Raw genomic sequence first — 15,520 nt, 5'->3', positions numbered from 1 at the left:
ATGCTCCCCATGAAGACCCTTGCCGCACTCCTGCTGTCCTGTGCCGCCTGCCTGCCGATGGCGGCCGCCCACGGGGCCGACGCCGACTACCCGTCGCGGCCCATCACCATCGTCGTTCCCTTCCCGCCTGGCGGCAGTCCGGACATGCTGGCCCGCGTGATCGGCGACAAGCTGGGCCAGCGCCTGGGCCAGACCGTCGTGGTCGAGAACCGCCCCGGCGCCAGCGGCACCATAGGCGCGGCGCACGTGGCGCGCGCGGCGCCCGATGGCCACACGCTGATGATGACGCCCAACACCTTCGTGCTGTCGCCGCTGGTGCTGCCCAAGGGCGTCGTGACCTTCGACGTGCAGGCCGATTTCGCGCCGGTGATCCTGCCGGCCAAGACGTTGATGGTGCTGGCGGCGCATCCGCGCCTGGGCGTCAAGAACCTGCCGGAGCTGGTTGCCTACGCCAAGGCCCGTCCCGGCCTGACCTACACCGGTTCGGCCAACGGCTCGCCCCAGCACGTGGCCGGCGAAATGCTCAAGCAGATGGCCGGCATCGACATGTCCTTCGTGTCGTACAAGGGGCTGGCGCCGGCGCTGAACGACACGCTGGGCGGACACGTGGACCTGATCTTCGTGCCCTACGGCAACGTCGCGCAGCACGTGAAGGCCGGCGCGCTGACCGTGCTGGGCGGCCTGGACGAGGAACGCCTGGCGTCGGCGCCCGAGATCGTGCCGCTGCGCGAGCAAGGCTATCCGCGCATGGTGGTCGGCGTGTGGACGGGGCTGTTCGCGCCGCGCGGCACGCCGGCTCCCGTCGTCGACAAGCTCAACCGCGAGATCAATGCGATCCTGGCCTTGCCCGACGTCAAGCAAAGGCTGGAAGGCGCCAGCCAGATCCTGGTCGGCGGACCGCCGGCGACGCTGGCCAAGGTGGTCAAGCGCGACCTGGACACCTACGCGCCCATCGTCCGCAGCGCCGGCATCACGGCGGACTAGGGGTCAGGTCAGGTCGCGAGCATGGAGGGCCAGAACATTTCTTCCGGCTCGTACTTGCGCGGCGTCAGGCCTTGCCTGTAGGCGTAGGCCAGCATGCGGTCCACCTCGTGGCGGGTCTTGGCGAAGCCCCAGGGGTAGATGTCGGGCCCCGCCGCGCGGCGTTCCTCTTCCCACAGCGCGCGATACCACAGCGAGGTGGTGTGGAGGCGTGACCATTCTTCCTGTTTGCGGTAGCAGGCCTGCTTGGACGCCTCCCAGGCGTCGTACAGGCTTTGCGCCACCCAGGGATGGGCTTCGAGGATGGCCGTGCGCACCAGCAGCGTGTGCATGATGGGAAAGCAGCGCGTGCGGGCGAAATAGGCGCGTTCCTCGGCGCCGTGGTCGGGAAACAGGAAATCGATGTCGGGATGGACGCCGGGCGCCCACGCTTCGGTGGTGATGCCCGCGTCGATGGCGTTCAAGGCCAGCAGGTCGTATTGCGAGGACCCGGCCGGCGCGATTTCCATCTTCAGCCAGGGCGGCGGCGTCCAGTCCGGCAGCCGCACCGGCTGCCAGGCGACCCAGGTGATGGACGACAGGTCGACGCCGTAGTCTTCTTCCAGGATGCCCTTGGCCCACAGCGCGGCGCTGGTGGCCCAGGTCTGCACGCCCACGCGGCGGCCGTTCAGGTCCGAAGGCCTGGCGATGCCGCTGCGCCGGTTGATGTAGATGTACGAGTGCCGGAACATGCGCTTGACGAAGATCGGCAGCGCGGTGAAGCCCAGGGTGCGGCGCGGCAGGTCGGCGATGTAGGTGCCGGTGAAGAATTCGGCGATGTCGAACATGCCGCGCGCGCTTTGCGACTGACGGCTGACGTCGTCGTCGTTGACGGTGATGTCGAGTTCGATGCCCCGCGCGCGCACGGTGCCGTCGATCAGGGCCTGGGCGCGGTCGTAGGGACCGCAGGTCATGCTGAGTTTCAGAGGGGGCGCGGACAACGGCGGGACTCCTTGCTGCGAGGCTGTCAGTTTGCGCGGATCTTCAGGTCGGCGGTCAGGCGGCGATAGCGTTCATCGTCCTCGCGCATCTGCCGGGTCAGCGCCTCGGGCGGCCCGCCCTCCGGCTCATAGCCGAGCTGGTCCAGCCGGGCGCGCATGGCTGGATCCTTCAGCACGGCGTTGATGTCCTGGTTGAGCCGGGTGATGATGGGCGCCGGCGTGCCCAGCGGCGCCAGGATGCCGAACCAGGCGGTGGCCTGCACGTCGCGATAACCCAGCTCGGTCATGGCCGGCACCTCCGGCATCTGTGGCGCGCGCCGGGGCGAGGACGTGGCCAGCGCGCGCAGCAGGCCGTCGCGGAAGTACTGGGTGTTGCCCGAGGTGGGCATCCAGGCCATGTTGATCTGCCCGCCCAGCAGCGCCGTCACCATCTTGGCCACGCCGCCGTACGGCACGCTGGTCAGCTCCAGCCCGGACTCCTTGTGGAATTGCTCGCCCATCACGTTCATGGGCGAACCGTTGTCGCCGCCGGAGTAGGCAAAGCCGGGCGCCTTCTTCGCCACGGCGATGAAGTCCTTCACCGTCTTGATGCCGTGGCTGTCGGCGAACTTGCCGTTGACGGCCATGACCATCATGGTCGAGACCGGCATCACCACCGGCGCCAGTTCCTTCGTGACGCTGACCGTGGCGGCGTTCTGCGCCAGCACGTAGGGCGCGATGACCAGCGTGTTGGGCATCAGGAACAGCGTGTAGCCGTCGGGCGCGGAGCGCGCGGCCTGGCGCGCCGCGATCATGCCCGAGGCGCCGGGCCGGTTCTCGACGATGACGCTCTGGCCCAGGCGCGGCTGCAGCCGCTCGGCCAGGACGCGGGCGAAGGTATCGACCCCCGCCCCGGGCCCGGACGAGACGATCAGGGTCAAGGGCCGGGCGGGCCAGGCTTCGCCCTGGGCGTGGGCCACCCAGGGCAGCAGACAGGCCGCGGCGGCGACGAGGGCAAGACGGCGAAGGTAACGCATGAGAGGGCCCCTGAACGATGTGCGGACCGGCTGGGGTCCGTGTCATGAAAACGTGGGGCGACTATATCAATACAGAAATATATAGGCAATATAATTTATAAGTAGATGATTTTAAAGGAATTAATAATAAGTACAGTTATACGTACACTTAAATAAAACCTGATCATGGAGATCCATCCATCGCCCCGGGCGGCAGCCTGCCGGTCATGCGAGCAGGCCGCGCGCGTGCAGGTTCGCCATCAGCGCGCGCGTTCCGAACGTCCATGGCGCGGCGTCGGCCGCGTGGACGACCCGGTTCCCCAGCGCTCCCAGCCGTGGCGACGAGATCGTCACCCGGTCGCCGACGGCATGGGTGAAGCCGTGCCCGGCTTCGTACCGGTCCTGGACGGGCGAGAACATCGTGCCCAGGAACAGCATGAGGCCGTCCGGATACTGGTGATGAGGCCCCATGGCCTGCCGGGCCAGGTCGAGCGGATCGCGGCTGATCAGGTCCATCCGGCTCGCGTCGCGTAGCGCGAACCCGTCCCGGGCGCCATCGATGTCCAGATGGACGACGGCCCGGCGGATGTCGTCCAGGCCGAAGCCGTCGTCGAACAACCGGATGAACGGGCCGATGGCGCACGAGGCGTTGTTGTCCTTGGCCCGTCCCAGCAGCAGCGCGCTGCGGCCCTCGAAGTCCCGCAGGTTGACGTCGTTGCCCAGGCTGGCGCCGACCGGCCGGCCCTGGCTGTCCACCGCCAGGACGATTTCCGGCTCGGGATTGTTCCAGGCCGAATCGGGCAGGATGCCGATGTCGGCGCCGTGGCCGACGGCGGACATGGGTTGGGCCTTGGTGAAGATCTCGGCGTCCTTGCCCAGGCCCACTTCCATGTATTGCGACCATTCGCCGGTGGCGCAAAGCTGCGTGCGCAAGCGAGCGGCCTCGGGCGAGCCCGGCCGGACGGCGGACAAATCCGTTCCGAGCTGGGCCTGCAAGGCCGCGCGCAGGGCCGGCGCGCGCGCGGGGTCGCCCTTGGCCCGTTCCTCGACCAGGCGTTCGAGCAGGCTGGCGGCGAACGTGACGCCGCAGGCCTTGATGGCCTGCAGGTCGCAGGGGGCCAGCAAATGGAGAACGTCCGGGCCGGCCGCGCCGGCGGCCCGCGCCAGCGGCGCGACGGGACCCAGATCGGCGCCGGGCGCGTCGCGTACCCGCGCCACCCGGTCCGGCCGTTCGAGCAGGTCGGCCATGGTCGGCCCATGGGCGGTGATGTCCACCAGCCGGCCATCGCGCACCGCGGCCAGGCAGGGGCCGATGCCGGGCACCCAGGCGCGGCCGGCCAGCGCGGCGCGTTCGTGGTCGGCGGGCAGGAGGTTCGGAATGGATTCGATGATGGGCTCCATGGGGGTCCCGGTCCGGCGGTGCCTCAGTGCCGGATGAGAAAAGCAGACAGGGCGGCCAGGTCGGGCTCGATACCGAGGCCGCTGGCGTCCGATAGTTCGTAGCGTCCCTCGCGCAGCGGCATCGGACCGAATACCCCTTCGCGCAGCGGATTCGGATTCGAGTCGACCTCGACGAATCCGTCGTCGCCCAGCGCCGCGCGCAGGTGCATCGATGCCGCCAGGCCGATGCCGCCGCCCAGCCAGTGCGGACACAGCGTCGCGTCGTGCGCCGCGGCCAGGCGGGCGATGCGCAGGCTGCCGGACAGCCCTCCCCATTTGCCCACGTCGGGCTGGATGTAGCGCAGATGTCCGCTCGCCAGAGCTTCCGCGAACGCGGCCTCGCCCAGCATGTTCTCGCCCGCCGCCAGGGGGATGCCGCCTTCGCGCGCGACGCGCGTCCACGCCTCGAGCGGTTCGTCGGCGGCCAGCGGCTCCTCGGCCCACACCGGCGCGAAGGCGGACAGCTCCCGCAGCCGATCCACGGCCTGCGCCGCGTCCCACGCCTGGTTGGCATCCAGCATCAGCAGCGCGTCGTTTCCTATCGCGTCGCGCAACTGGCGCGCGTTGTCGAGGTCGGTGCCAGGATCGAAGCCGACCTTCAGCTTGAAGGCGCGAAAGCCCTGGTCCCGCTTGCTTCCGGCCATCTCGGCCACGCCCTGCGGCCCCAGGCCGCTGGCGTAGACACGGACCGACCGGCTGGCCGACGCGCCGCCCAGCACGCGCCAGAGCGGCAACCGCCGCCGCCGGGCCAGCAGGTCCCAGGCGGCCTGGTCGATGGCGCCCAGTATCTGTGCGAACGGGCCCGGTTCGCCGCACTGGATCGCCAGCCGGCGCAGCGCCGCGGCCAGTCCGGCGTGCAGCAGGGGAGGATCCGCCGCGGGCCGTCCCACCAGCAGCGGACCCACCACGCTGTCGATCAGGCGCGCGCGGTGTTCCGCGCCCACCTGCGGGAAATTGCAGAACACTTCCCCCCAGCCGGTGGCGCCATCGTCGTCCGTCAGCCGGATGAACAAGGCCGGCCGGTCGCGCAGCGTTCCGACCGCGGCTCGCACCGGCCGGTCGATGGGGGCGCGGAATACCCAGGCATCGATGCGTGAGATCGTCATTGGCGGGTGGTCAATCGACGGTCGCGCCCACGTCCCGGGCCAGCTTGCTCCACTTGCCGATCTCCGCTTCGACGTAGCGCCGGAATTCCTCGGGCGTGCCGCTGTCGGGCGTGAGTCCCGCCTGGTTGATCTGCCTGCGGATGGCGGGGTCGGCCTGTATCTTGTTGATCGCGGCGTTGATGCGCCGCACGACGTCCGCAGAGGTTCCGGCGGGCGCGGCGAGCCCCTGCCAGGCCACCACCTCGAAGCCGGGGATGCCGGCCGCTTCCGCGACCGTGGGAATGTCGGGATAGTCGGCCGACCGCTGCGGGCCGCATACGCCCAGCACGCGCAGCTTGCCCGCGGAGACCTGCTGCATCATCGTGCCCTGGTCCGCGAAGATCATGTCCACGTGGCCGGCCAGCAGGTCGGCGATCAGCTCGCCGGTTCCCTTGTAGGGGATGTGCAGGATCTGGGTGCCGGTGCGGGCCTTGAACAGTTCCGCCGCCATATGCTGCGCGCTGCCGCTGCCGGACGAACCGTAGGTCAGCTTGCCCGGATGGGCCTTCGCATAGGCGACCAGCTCGGCCGCGTTGCGGGCGGGCACCTTGGGGTTGACCACCAGCACGTAGTTGACGGCGACGGTCTTGGCGATGGGAGCCAGGTCGCGTATCGGGTCATACGGCATCTTCTTGTAGATGCCCACATTGATGGCGAAGGTGGCGATGTTGCCCAGCAGCAGCGTGTAGCCGTCGGCGGGCGCGCGCGCCACGGCTTCCGAACCGATCATGCCGCTCGCGCCGGTGCGGTTCTCCACGACCACGGTCTGCCCCAGTTCCCGCGACAGGGCAGGCTGCACGATGCGGGCATAGCCGTCGACCGCGCCGCCGGGCGGGAAGGGCACGACCAGGCGGATGGGTTTTTCCGGGTAGGCGGCGCTGGCGGGGGAGAGTGTCGCGCACGCTGCCGCGGCGCATCCGGCCAGCACGAGCCGGGCGATCCTGCTGCGATGGGTCCACATGTGGTGTCCTCGGGTTCTGGCGGGGGGTGCCCCGGACGGCGTCGACCGGGTTCGGCCGGAAGATTATCGAGTCGTCAGCATTCAGGCACAATTATGGAGTTCCGATCGATGCATAAGAAAACCGTATGACCGACGCGAGCCCGCCCTTCCTGCCCGGCTACCGGTTCGAGCGGCTGCGGGTGCGCCACCTGCGGCTGCTGGACATCATCCACCGGACGGGATCGCTGGGCGGTGCCGCGCGCGAGTTGAACCTCAGCCAACCCGCGGTGACCCTGCTGCTCCAGGAACTGGAGGAGAACTTCGGCGTGCCGCTGGTCTCGCGCGGCGCGCGCGGCGGCCGGCTGACCCCGGCGGGCCTGCGGGCGCTGGAGCGGCTGCGGGTGGCGCTGGCCTCGCTGAACATGGCGCTGGAGGCGGTGGCGCCGCCCGTGGACGAGCCCATCGTGCGGCTCGGGTGCGTGCAGCTCGCGAGCGTCGATGCGCTGCCGCGCGCGCTGGCACGGATCACCCCGGCCGAGGCGTGCCGCCTGCAAATCGAGGAAGGCACCGCGGCCGAGTTGCTGCAAAGCCTGGTGGCGGGGGAGCTGGACTGCGTGATCGGCTGGATGGACGAGGCCGTGGTCGGCACCATAGACCTGGACCGGATCGTGGTGGAGCCGCTCTGGCGCAGCCACATGAAAGTCGTGGCGGCGGCGGGCCATCCCCTGGCCCGCCGGGCGCGGGTCGCCGTCGCCGACCTGGCGGGCGAACGCTGGGTCATGCACAAGCGGGGCTCGCGCACGCATGCGACGTTCCAGCGGCTGTTCCTGCAACAAGGCATGGCGCCGCCGCCGGTGTCCGTGGCGTGCCCATCCATCCATACCGCCATCCAGATCGTCGCGCACACCGACATGATCGGCCTGGCCCCCGACCGCCTGCTGGCGACCTACGCGCAAAGCGGCAGGGTCGTGGCGCTGCGGGGCGGCGAACTGGACCTGGGCAGGGTCCAGCTATCGCTGTTCACGCCGGTCCAGAACACCGGGTTGCCGGGGGTGCTGAGGCTGCGCGAAGCGCTGGGGCAGAAGGCCTAGGCGCCCGCCCCCCACCCCCGCTGGAAGCGCTCGAACCCGTGCAGCGCCTCGTCGATGGCCGCCTTCCACGCTGGCCGCTTCGCCCCGATCCAGGTCCATTTCTGCATCAGCAGGCGGCCGGCCTGGCGATCCATCTTCAGGTCCAGCGCGGCCACGACCTGGTCGCCCACCAGCACCGGCAGCGCGAAATACCCCAGCACGCGTTTCTCGGGCGGCACGTAGGCCTCGAAGCGATGCTCGTAGCCGAAGAAGGCGTGCAGCCGCTTGCGCTGGATGACCAGGGGGTCGAAGGGCGACAGGATGTGCGTGGCGGTGGCCGGCGTCGCCGGCGTGTCCAGCGCGGCGGGCTCGATCCAGTGCTGGGTCCTGGCCTGCCCCGCGATGTGCACGGGAACCAGTCCCTTCTTCTTCACCAGGGACTCGATCAGGGCGCGCACCGCGGGCTTGGCGGCGGCATCGCCATAGCAGATCGAATCCAGCCCGACCACGCCCTGCGAGCGCAGCGCGCGCCGCAGCAGGTATTCGGCGTATTTCGCCTCGGCCACCGGCCGGGGGCGGCGCGCCCAGCCGAAGTGGCGCCTGGACAGCTCGTAGGTCTTGAGCATGCCCGTGCGCTTGCTGACCGTCAGGTCGCCCACGAAGAATCCCAGCCGCAGCGCGCGCTTGGAGGGCTTGCGGCTGCCCCAGGGGTGGGTCTTCTCGACCAGGGCCTCGTCGATGTCGCGGATGGACAGCGCGCCTTCGTCGCGGATGCGCCGCAGCAGCGCCGCATAGTCGGCCTCGTCCACGCCCGCGATCCAGGGGCCGGGCCGGGCGCGGCGCGCGTCCATGGCGGCGACGAACTGGCGGTAGTCGGCCGTGGGCACGTAGGCCAGCGCGTGGGTCCAGTATTCGAACACGCTCTTGTCCGCCGACTGGGCCTGTTCGAGGTCGGCGGGGCGATAGCCGGGAATGCGGGAATACAGGATGTGATGGTGGCAGCGTTCGATCACGTTGATGGTGTCGATCTGCACGTAGCCCAGATGTTCGATGGCCCGGCCCACCGCCCCGGGACCGGCGCCGAAGGGCGTGGGCGTATCCAGCCGCTGCGCGCGCAGCCAGATCGCGCGGGCCCGCGCGGCGGGCAATTCGAAGGAAACAGGGGCCATGCTCAGGCCCCCCGCGCTGTCAGAACGGATGCAGGATCCGGTCCGCCCGTCGGGCATAGTAGGCAAACGTGGCTTCGTGGCGGCGCGGCGTGCTGGTCCATCTCTGGGCTTCTTCTCCGAGTTCGGGCGGTATGGGCTGGATCTCGCCCGCGGCCATGGCCAGCAGTTGCAGGCGCGCCGCGCGTTCGAACATGACGCCCAGCACGCAGGCTTCCTCGACGGTGGCGCCGGTCACGACCAGGCCATGGTGGGCGAGCAGGACCGCCTTCTTGTCGCCCAGCGCGGCCGAGATGATCTCGCCTTCCTCGTTGCCCACCGGGATGCCGGGCCACTTCTTCAGGAACGCGCACTGGTCGTACAGCACGCAGGTATCCATGTGCGATACCGCCAGCGGCACTTCCAGCATGGCCAGCGCCGAGACGTGCGGGGCGTGGGAATGAACGATACACCGGATGTCGGGCCGCGTCCGGTACAGCCAGGAGTGGAAGCGGTTGGCCGGGTTGGGCATGCCGCCGCCTTCCATCACGTTCAGGTCCTCGTCGACCAGCAGCAGGTTGTCGGGCTTGATCTCGTCAAAGCCCAGCCCCAGGCGCTGCGTCCAGTAGGTGCCCTCGCGCTCGGCGCGCGCGGTGATCTGGCCCGACAGGCCGGAGTCGTGGCCGAACGCGAACAGGATGCGGCAGGTCTGCGCCACGGCCTCGCGGATGGGGAGCTGCTGGGTGCGCAGGTGGGTTTCCATGTCGTCGAGCGCCGACTGGACGATCTCGGTCTTGCCGAGCTGCATGGTGTTCATTGCCATTCCGGGTTCCTCTTGCTGTGATGGCGGATTCCGCTCAATTCTTGACCAGCGTCGATGCTTTCATGATCCGCGCCCATCGGTCGTATTCCGCGACGACCGCCTTGCGGAACTGGTCCGGGGTCGAGCTGGCGGTCGCGGTTCCCTGTCCGGCCAGCAGGGCCTTGAACTGGTCGTCCTTCAACGCCCGCTGGATCGCCTGGTTCAGGCTGTCGACGATCTCCGGGGGCAGGGCGGCCGGTCCGATCACGCCCGAGATCGAGCCGGAGATCAGGTCCGGATAACCCAGCTCGGCGGTGGATGGCAGATCCGGCGCGCCGGGGATGCGCTCGGGATTGGCCAGCGCCAGCGCCCGCAGCTTACCGGACTTGACGAAGGGCATCACCACCGGGGTCGCCTCGAAGGTCAGGTTGACCTGGTTGCCCACCACGCTGGTCACCGATTCCGCGCCGCTCTTGAACGGCACGTGCAGGAAGGTGACGCCGGTCGACCCTTCCATGATCTTCATCCCCTGGTAGGGCGAGCTGCCGACGCCGGCCGTGCCGAAACTCAGGCTTTCCGGCTTCTGGCGCGCCAGGGCGACGAGGTCCGCCAGGGTCTTGGCGGGCACCGACGGATTGACCGCGACGACGTGGGGCGTGGAGGCGACGGAGGAAACGTAGGTGAAGTCCCGGAAGCTGTCGAACGGCACCTTCATGGTGTGGGGATTGACGGCCACGACGCCCATGGTGGTGAACATCAGCGTGTAGCCGTCGGGCTGCGCATGTTTCAGGTACTCGGCCGCGATGTTGCCGCCGGCGCCGGGCTTGTTCTCGATGATGACGGGTTGCCCGAGCTGTTGGGCGAGAGCCTTGCCCGTCGCCCGCGCGACCAGGTCGGTGATGCCGCCCGCGCCGAACGGCACGACCAGCGTGATGGGCTTGGCGGGATAGGAAGCCGCGCCGGCCGCCGCGGCGCAGCAGAAGGCGGCCAGGCCGACCAGGAACCGGTGAAGGCGATGCGTATCCATGGCTGCTCCTTGCGAGAGTTGTTGGAAACTTGAGTGTCGATAATGACACTTAAGTTTCCTGAGCGCAAGATATGGCCGGCGCGGTACGGGTTTTTCTCGAGGCCTTCCCCTACAATGAAAACGTCATCTTTACGCGACAGAACGCCGCTTTCATGCCGTCCTCTCCATCCAGAACCGCACGCAACCCGGGCGCCGGAGCGGCCGACGACGCGCAGCCGGGCGACCCCCGCCGGCTGGGCGCGCGGCTGGCGGCCCTGCGCAAATTGAACGGGCTCACCCTGGAGCAACTCGCGATCCGGGCGGAAACCACCAAGAGCTATCTGTCCAAGCTGGAGCGGGGCCTGTCCTCGCCCACCATCGGCACGCTGCTCCGGCTCGCCCGCGCGCTGGGGGTCGAGACCGACCGGCTGATCGGCGACCATCACGACGGCGGCGACGTGGTCGTGGTCAAGGCGGCCGACCGGGTGCCGTTCAGCCGATCCAACGAAAGGGACGGCTACACGTATGAAGCCATTGCCGCGTCACGGCAGAACAAGGCCATGGTGCCGTTCATCATGCGTCCCCCGCATGCCGTGGACGACCCCCAGGACCTGGTCAGCCATGCGGGAGAAGAACTGATCTTCCTGATCTCTGGGAAGATGGAGATCGTGTTCGCCGACCGCCGCGTCCTGATGGAGGCGGGTGACTCGGTCTATTTCAATGCGTCCATTCCGCATCGCTCCCGATCGATAGGCAAGACACCGGCGCAGGCGTTGGTGGTCGTCAGCGACCCCTCCCGGCGGGAGTAGGCCGGCCGCCGCGCTACAGTTTCTCGATGTGCGCGGCCATGCGCTCGCGCATCGGGCGGTCGGGCAACTCGCCGCGCGCCGCGCCCAGGTTGTCGATGGCGTTGGAGGCGCGGCTGGTGGCCGGCGTGGCGCAGGTGACCGCGGGATGGGCGATCACGAACTTCAGGAAGAACTGCGCCCACGACCGTATGCCGATCTCGGCCGCCCACGGCGGCACGTCGTGGCCGCGTACCTTGTCCCACAGCCGCGTGCGGCCGAACGGCGCGTAGGCCAGCACGGCGATGCCGCGGTCGGCCGCCAGCGGCAGGATGCGTTCTTCCATCGTGCGGTTGTCGATGGCGTAGTCCACGCCGATGAAGTCCAGCGGTTCGTCCCGCATGGCCTGCTCCAACTGGTCGTACTGCCGGGGGAAGGTCGTGGTGACACCGGCATAGCGGATGCGCTTCTGGTCGCGCAGTTCCTTGAGCAGGCCGAACTGGGTGGCGACGTCGCCCATGTTGTGGACCTGGATCAGGTCGATCACGGGTTTGCCGACCCGCTGGAACGAGGCCTCGACCTGCGCTCGCGCCCGCTCCAGGTCGGCCCGTCCGCCCTGGGCCACGTTCAGCTTGGTGGCCCAGAACAATTTGCCGGCCATGCCGGCCTCGCGCACGATCTGCCCGGCCACTTCTTCGGAGGCGCCGTAGCCCGGGGCTGTGTCGAACACCGTAGCACCCTGCTCGATCAGGGCGGCGAAGACCTCGCGCAGCCGTTGTTTCTCGTCGCCCGCCGCGGTGGCCGAAAAGGTGGCCGAGCTGCCCAGGCCGACCACGGGCAGGCGTTCGCCGGAGCGGGGAATGGGCCGGGTGATGACGGGAGCGGGGGCATCGCCCGCCCATGACCACGCGGGCGCGGCCGTGGCGGCCAGCGCGAGTTTCAGCGACGTGCGGCGGGAAATCATGACTCGGTCCCCTTCTGCAGAGTGGGAAAGACGGGAGAGGCCGCCGGCTCCTTGCCGGGCACGGTCGACGCCATGCGCTGCTGGGCGCGGCCCAGCCACAGCGCCAGGCCGATCCAGACGAAGGCCAGCGGCACGGCCACGCCGGCGATCGCGTAGAGCCCCATCGCCAGCCTGCCCAGCGCGCCTTCGAGCTGGGCGCCGGCCACGTCGCCGAAGCGATAGACGAAGGTGTCGATGAAGGCCTTGGCCTTGTACTTGTCTTTGCGGTCGAGCACGGTGAACAGCGTTTCGCGGGCGGGCCGCATGATGGCCCGCTGCACCGCGCGGAACGCGGCCTCGAAGGCGATCAGCGCCGCCAGCGATCCCACCAGGGCCAGGCCGACGAAGCCCAGCGCGGTGGTCAGCGGCAGCAGGGCCAGCGTGACGGCCACGCCCAGCCGCTTCATCAGGTGGCCGGCCAGCACGAGCTGGATCGCCAGCGTGGCGATCTGGGTCAGCATGTCGATGCGGGCGAACAGCGCCGTGCGGCCGTCCAGTTCGTGCCCCAGCGCGGCCACCATCTGCAGCCGCGTGAAATACAGGAAGGTCGCCATCACCGCCAGGATGACGACGTAGGCCGCGATGCCGGTCAGGTAGGGCGACCGCGCCAGTGCCTTGACGCCTTCCCAGGCACCGCCGCCGATGCGGTCCGTGTCGTGGGCCGCGCGTGCGGCGGGATCCGCGGCGGATGGCTGGCGCGCGATGCCCCAGCCCAGCGCCAGCGCCAGCAGCAGAAAGCCCGAGGACACCAGCAACAGGCCCGCCGTGCCCACGGGCCGCGCCAGTACCGACGCCAGCCATGGTCCGAAGATCGCGCCCAGCGTGCCGCCCACCGAGATCAGGCCGAAGAAGCGCTTGCCCTGCTCCAGCGTGAAGCGGTCGGCCATGAGCGCCCAGAACACCATGGTCGAGAACAGGTTGAACACGCTGAACCAGACGTAGAACACCTGTCCGCTGGCCGTGCCCACGGCTTCGGGTGCCCAGGCCAGCAGCAGGTAGAAGCCGGCCAGGCTGGCGGCGAAGAACAGATAGGTGGCGCCGATGAACTGCATGCGCCGGAACCGGCTGACCAGCACGCCGAACACCGGATTGACCAGCAGCGTGACCACGGCGGTGCCCACGAACAGCCAGCGCACGGCGTCCAGCCCGCCGCGCATGCCCAGGGCCTCGCGGGCGGGGCGCAGCATCATCAGCGCGGTCAGTACGCAGAAGAAAAATCCGACTGCCAGCGAAACGGGCAGGGCCTCGCCGCGGCGGATGTTGAACAGACTCGGAAGGTCGGGCTTCATGAGCGGTTCCGGTTCGTGGTGGCCGGCCCCCGCGCCGGTCGGGACAAGCATATCGGGTTTTGGCCGTTTCGAGCCATGAAGCGTCCAGGGCATGGTGAACGATCATTGAAAGTGTGCGGTTACTGTCGATAATCACGCGCTATCATTGCGAATCTCCCGGATCCCCGATCGTATTTCGAAGAACAAGGAACGCCATGCGTCTCGCCTCCCGCCCCTGCTCGATCTTCCTGCTCGCCCTGTTCGCGCTGGTGCTCGCGGCCTGCTCCGGCGGCAAGCCCGAGTCCGCCATCGAGGCTTTCTACCGAGCGGCCGCCAAGGGCGACGTCGAGAAGGCCACCGAGCAGATCTCCTTCGCCCAGGTTCCCGCCGCGCAGATGGTGCAGGCCAAGGGCAAGGTCCAGATGATCGTGGGCGAAATGCAGAACCGCATCAAGGCCAACGACGGCCTGGACAAGATCGAGATGGAACAGGTCACCGTCGACGAGGCCGGCAAGACCGCCCAGGTGCGCGCGCGCATCAAATACAAGAACGGCAAGGACCAGACCCAGGTCCACAAGCTGGTCAACGAAGACGGCACCTGGAAGATCCTGCTGAAGTGAAACAGGCCCACGCCGCGCTGCGCCTGCTGGGCGGCGCGCTGGTGCTGGCGCTGCTCGGCGCCGCCGCGCAGGCGGCGGATACGCTTGCGCCGGGGGCGCGGGAAGGAGACCTGATCTTCCGCGAGGGCACCGAAGCCGTCAGCGCCGCGGTCATGGCGGTCGACCGCGGGGCGTTCAGCCACGTCGGCATGCTGGTGGGGCGGCCCGGAAGCTGGCTGGTCGTGCACGCCTCGCCCTCCGAGGTGCGAGGCCGTCCCGACGGCGTCGTGATCGACGCCCTGGCGTTCTTCACCGATCCCCGGCGGTCCAGGCGGCATGCGGTCTACCATGTCGAGGCCGGCGACGAAGCGCGCCAGCGCGCCGTTGCGCTGGCGTTGTCCATGCAGGGACGGCCGTTCCGCATCGCCGACCCGGCGGGTACGTATTGCACGGAGCTGGTCTGGAAGGCCTGGCGCGACGCCGGGCTGGACCTGGACGTGCGGTTCACCTCGCTGGCGCTGCCCTTGCTGCCGGGGCGCTATCTGCTGCCGGGCGACCTGCTGGCATCGCCCCGTATCCGGCCGCTGGCGCCGGACGGTTCCTGACGGCTCGGCGCTATGCCTGCCCTTGCGTCAGCTGTTCGAACAGGTCGTACAGCCGAGGGTCGCTCTTGCGTCCTCGTTCCTCCCGCATGATCCGTATGATGTCCTCGTGCGTGCGCGGCCGCTGGTAGGGCCGCGTCGAGGCCATCGCGTCATAGCTGTCGGCCAGGCTCACGATGCGCGACAGGAGCGGGATCTGCTCGCCGTGCAGGCCGTCGGGATAGCCGGCGCCGTCGAACCATTCGTGGTGATGGCGGATGGCCGTGGCGACGGCGCTCGCCTCGTCGCAGGGGACGGCGGCGAAGATGCGCTCGCCGCGCTCGGAATGGGTCATCATCAGTTCGCGCTCGTCGGCGTCCAGGCGGCCCGGCTTGTGCAGGACGGCGTCGGGAATGCCGATCTTGCCGATGTCGTGGAAACGCGCGGCCGCGGCCAGCAGCCGGAGCTCGCCCGCGGGCAGGCCGCAGGCGCTGCCCAGCATCCAGGCCAACTGGCTCACGCGGTCGCAATGCTCGTGGGTCTCGGCACAGCGCTCGCTCAGCGCGACGAAGAGGGGATCGAGAGTGGGGTGTTCGGGAATGGCGTCGGACATCGGTCGATTGCAAAAAAACCCGTGCGCATTCTACTGCCAGGCGCCAGCCGTCGGGACCACCGCGCCGCGCCACCGTGGTACCCTGGCGCTCGCCCGCCCGGCCCGGAGCCTGGGGGGAGACGGAAGCCCATCGAAGGCCTTCCGATAGGCCGTAGTCCTTGCGCCTG

The 15,520-nt window shown here is 69.2% G+C and carries 16 protein-coding genes; 5 read left to right on the top strand and 11 right to left on the bottom strand.

Annotation, left to right across the window (positions count from 1 at the left end; translation table 11 throughout):
- Positions 1-9 precede the first annotated feature (9 nt).
- Positions 10-984 (top strand): Bug family tripartite tricarboxylate transporter substrate binding protein, encoded by a 975-nt coding sequence (locus tag AC1Q6E_RS17685; protein ID WP_296559441.1) that lies wholly within the window; start codon positions 10-12, stop codon positions 982-984.
- 8 nt (positions 985-992) lie between these two features.
- On the opposite strand, the gene AC1Q6E_RS17680 is transcribed toward AC1Q6E_RS17685, so the two are convergent.
- The 5 genes from AC1Q6E_RS17680 to AC1Q6E_RS17660 form a co-directional block, all read right to left on the bottom strand.
- Positions 993-1,961, bottom strand: coding sequence for a substrate-binding domain-containing protein (locus tag AC1Q6E_RS17680; RefSeq protein WP_152792569.1), 969 nt, complete (start codon positions 1,959-1,961; stop codon positions 993-995).
- A 26-nt stretch (positions 1,962-1,987) separates the two neighbouring features.
- Positions 1,988-2,977, bottom strand: coding sequence for a Bug family tripartite tricarboxylate transporter substrate binding protein (locus tag AC1Q6E_RS17675; protein ID WP_492573193.1), 990 nt, complete (start codon positions 2,975-2,977; stop codon positions 1,988-1,990).
- Positions 2,978-3,181: 204 nt separating this feature from the next.
- Positions 3,182-4,357: a fumarylacetoacetate hydrolase family protein gene (locus tag AC1Q6E_RS17670; protein ID WP_492573192.1), complete on the bottom strand. Its 1,176-nt coding sequence runs from the start codon at positions 4,355-4,357 to the stop codon at positions 3,182-3,184.
- A 23-nt stretch (positions 4,358-4,380) separates the two neighbouring features.
- A complete protein-coding gene (locus tag AC1Q6E_RS17665; RefSeq protein ID WP_152792572.1) occupies positions 4,381-5,502 on the bottom strand; it encodes a mandelate racemase/muconate lactonizing enzyme family protein in 1,122 nt (373 codons plus the stop codon).
- 10 nt (positions 5,503-5,512) lie between these two features.
- Positions 5,513-6,502 carry a Bug family tripartite tricarboxylate transporter substrate binding protein gene (locus AC1Q6E_RS17660; protein ID WP_296559433.1) on the bottom strand — a complete coding sequence of 330 codons (990 nt, stop codon included), beginning with the start codon at positions 6,500-6,502 and terminating at the stop codon, positions 5,513-5,515.
- Positions 6,503-6,627: 125 nt separating this feature from the next.
- Here AC1Q6E_RS17660 and AC1Q6E_RS17655 point away from each other — a divergent pair, with 125 nt between their 5' ends.
- On the top strand, positions 6,628-7,572 hold the full coding sequence (locus tag AC1Q6E_RS17655; protein ID WP_492573190.1) for a LysR family transcriptional regulator: 945 nt from the start codon (positions 6,628-6,630) through the stop codon (positions 7,570-7,572).
- Here the strand turns inward: AC1Q6E_RS17655 and AC1Q6E_RS17650 are convergent.
- The 3 genes from AC1Q6E_RS17650 to AC1Q6E_RS17640 are packed head-to-tail and all read right to left on the bottom strand — an operon-like array spanning position 7,569 to position 10,525.
- On the bottom strand, positions 7,569-8,720 hold the full coding sequence (locus AC1Q6E_RS17650; protein ID WP_492573189.1) for a winged helix-turn-helix domain-containing protein: 1,152 nt from the start codon (positions 8,718-8,720) through the stop codon (positions 7,569-7,571). The genes AC1Q6E_RS17655 and AC1Q6E_RS17650 overlap by 4 nt on opposite strands.
- A 19-nt stretch (positions 8,721-8,739) precedes the next feature.
- Entirely contained in the window at positions 8,740-9,519 is a 780-nt protein-coding gene (locus tag AC1Q6E_RS17645; RefSeq protein WP_492573188.1) for an aldolase, read from the bottom strand.
- Positions 9,520-9,553: 34 nt separating this feature from the next.
- Positions 9,554-10,525 carry a tripartite tricarboxylate transporter substrate binding protein gene (locus AC1Q6E_RS17640; RefSeq protein WP_152792583.1) on the bottom strand — a complete coding sequence of 324 codons (972 nt, stop codon included), beginning with the start codon at positions 10,523-10,525 and terminating at the stop codon, positions 9,554-9,556.
- A 152-nt stretch (positions 10,526-10,677) separates the two neighbouring features.
- Here AC1Q6E_RS17640 and AC1Q6E_RS17635 point away from each other — a divergent pair, with 152 nt between their 5' ends.
- Entirely contained in the window at positions 10,678-11,313 is a 636-nt protein-coding gene (locus AC1Q6E_RS17635) for an XRE family transcriptional regulator (RefSeq protein ID WP_152792584.1), read from the top strand.
- Positions 11,314-11,326: 13 nt separating this feature from the next.
- Here AC1Q6E_RS17635 and AC1Q6E_RS17630 read toward each other — a convergent pair whose 3' ends face one another.
- Both AC1Q6E_RS17630 and AC1Q6E_RS17625 read right to left on the bottom strand, forming a co-directional pair.
- Positions 11,327-12,253, bottom strand: a complete 927-nt coding sequence (locus AC1Q6E_RS17630) for an aldo/keto reductase (RefSeq protein ID WP_152792585.1) — start codon at positions 12,251-12,253, stop codon at positions 11,327-11,329.
- Positions 12,250-13,581 (bottom strand): NTP/NDP exchange transporter, encoded by a 1,332-nt coding sequence (locus AC1Q6E_RS17625; protein ID WP_492573187.1) that lies wholly within the window; start codon positions 13,579-13,581, stop codon positions 12,250-12,252. The genes AC1Q6E_RS17630 and AC1Q6E_RS17625 overlap by 4 nt, the downstream gene beginning before the upstream one ends.
- 194 nt (positions 13,582-13,775) lie before the next feature.
- Here AC1Q6E_RS17625 and AC1Q6E_RS17620 point away from each other — a divergent pair, with 194 nt between their 5' ends.
- Together AC1Q6E_RS17620 and AC1Q6E_RS17615 are read left to right on the top strand one after the other, a co-directional pair.
- Complete coding sequence (locus AC1Q6E_RS17620; RefSeq protein ID WP_152792587.1) at positions 13,776-14,180, top strand: DUF4878 domain-containing protein; 405 nt, start codon at positions 13,776-13,778, stop codon at positions 14,178-14,180.
- Positions 14,177-14,764, top strand: coding sequence for a YiiX/YebB-like N1pC/P60 family cysteine hydrolase (locus AC1Q6E_RS17615; RefSeq protein ID WP_296559408.1), 588 nt, complete (start codon positions 14,177-14,179; stop codon positions 14,762-14,764). The genes AC1Q6E_RS17620 and AC1Q6E_RS17615 overlap by 4 nt, the downstream gene beginning before the upstream one ends.
- 10 nt (positions 14,765-14,774) lie before the next feature.
- Here AC1Q6E_RS17615 and AC1Q6E_RS17610 read toward each other — a convergent pair whose 3' ends face one another.
- Positions 14,775-15,353: an HD-GYP domain-containing protein gene (locus AC1Q6E_RS17610; RefSeq protein WP_152792588.1), complete on the bottom strand. Its 579-nt coding sequence runs from the start codon at positions 15,351-15,353 to the stop codon at positions 14,775-14,777.
- Between the last annotated feature and the right edge of the window lie 167 nt (positions 15,354-15,520).

The sequence above is a fragment of the Pigmentiphaga sp. MLSB6-MA01 genome, from assembly GCF_058793475.1.
Note: the sequence above shows the minus strand (reverse complement) of the source record. Positions and strands in the feature narration are given on the sequence as shown.

Excerpts from the sequence above, each read along its gene's own strand:
- AC1Q6E_RS17630 (WP_152792585.1), bottom strand. The coding sequence starts at position 12,253 with ATGATTTCCCGCCGCACGTCGCTGAAACTCGCGCTGGCCGCCACGGCC.
- AC1Q6E_RS17635 (WP_152792584.1), top strand. The coding sequence starts at position 10,678 with ATGCCGTCCTCTCCATCCAGAACCGCACGCAACCCGGGCGCCGGAGCG.
- AC1Q6E_RS17620 (WP_152792587.1), top strand. The coding sequence starts at position 13,776 with ATGCGTCTCGCCTCCCGCCCCTGCTCGATCTTCCTGCTCGCCCTGTTC.
- AC1Q6E_RS17660 (WP_296559433.1), bottom strand. The coding sequence starts at position 6,502 with ATGTGGACCCATCGCAGCAGGATCGCCCGGCTCGTGCTGGCCGGATGC.
- AC1Q6E_RS17645 (WP_492573188.1), bottom strand. The coding sequence starts at position 9,519 with ATGGCAATGAACACCATGCAGCTCGGCAAGACCGAGATCGTCCAGTCG.
- AC1Q6E_RS17610 (WP_152792588.1), bottom strand. The coding sequence starts at position 15,353 with ATGTCCGACGCCATTCCCGAACACCCCACTCTCGATCCCCTCTTCGTC.
- AC1Q6E_RS17665 (WP_152792572.1), bottom strand. The coding sequence starts at position 5,502 with ATGACGATCTCACGCATCGATGCCTGGGTATTCCGCGCCCCCATCGAC.
- AC1Q6E_RS17650 (WP_492573189.1), bottom strand. The coding sequence starts at position 8,720 with ATGGCCCCTGTTTCCTTCGAATTGCCCGCCGCGCGGGCCCGCGCGATC.
- AC1Q6E_RS17685 (WP_296559441.1), top strand. The coding sequence starts at position 10 with ATGAAGACCCTTGCCGCACTCCTGCTGTCCTGTGCCGCCTGCCTGCCG.
- AC1Q6E_RS17640 (WP_152792583.1), bottom strand. The coding sequence starts at position 10,525 with ATGGATACGCATCGCCTTCACCGGTTCCTGGTCGGCCTGGCCGCCTTC.
- AC1Q6E_RS17670 (WP_492573192.1), bottom strand. The coding sequence starts at position 4,357 with ATGGAGCCCATCATCGAATCCATTCCGAACCTCCTGCCCGCCGACCAC.
- AC1Q6E_RS17655 (WP_492573190.1), top strand. The coding sequence starts at position 6,628 with ATGACCGACGCGAGCCCGCCCTTCCTGCCCGGCTACCGGTTCGAGCGG.
- AC1Q6E_RS17625 (WP_492573187.1), bottom strand. The coding sequence starts at position 13,581 with ATGAAGCCCGACCTTCCGAGTCTGTTCAACATCCGCCGCGGCGAGGCC.
- AC1Q6E_RS17675 (WP_492573193.1), bottom strand. The coding sequence starts at position 2,977 with ATGCGTTACCTTCGCCGTCTTGCCCTCGTCGCCGCCGCGGCCTGTCTG.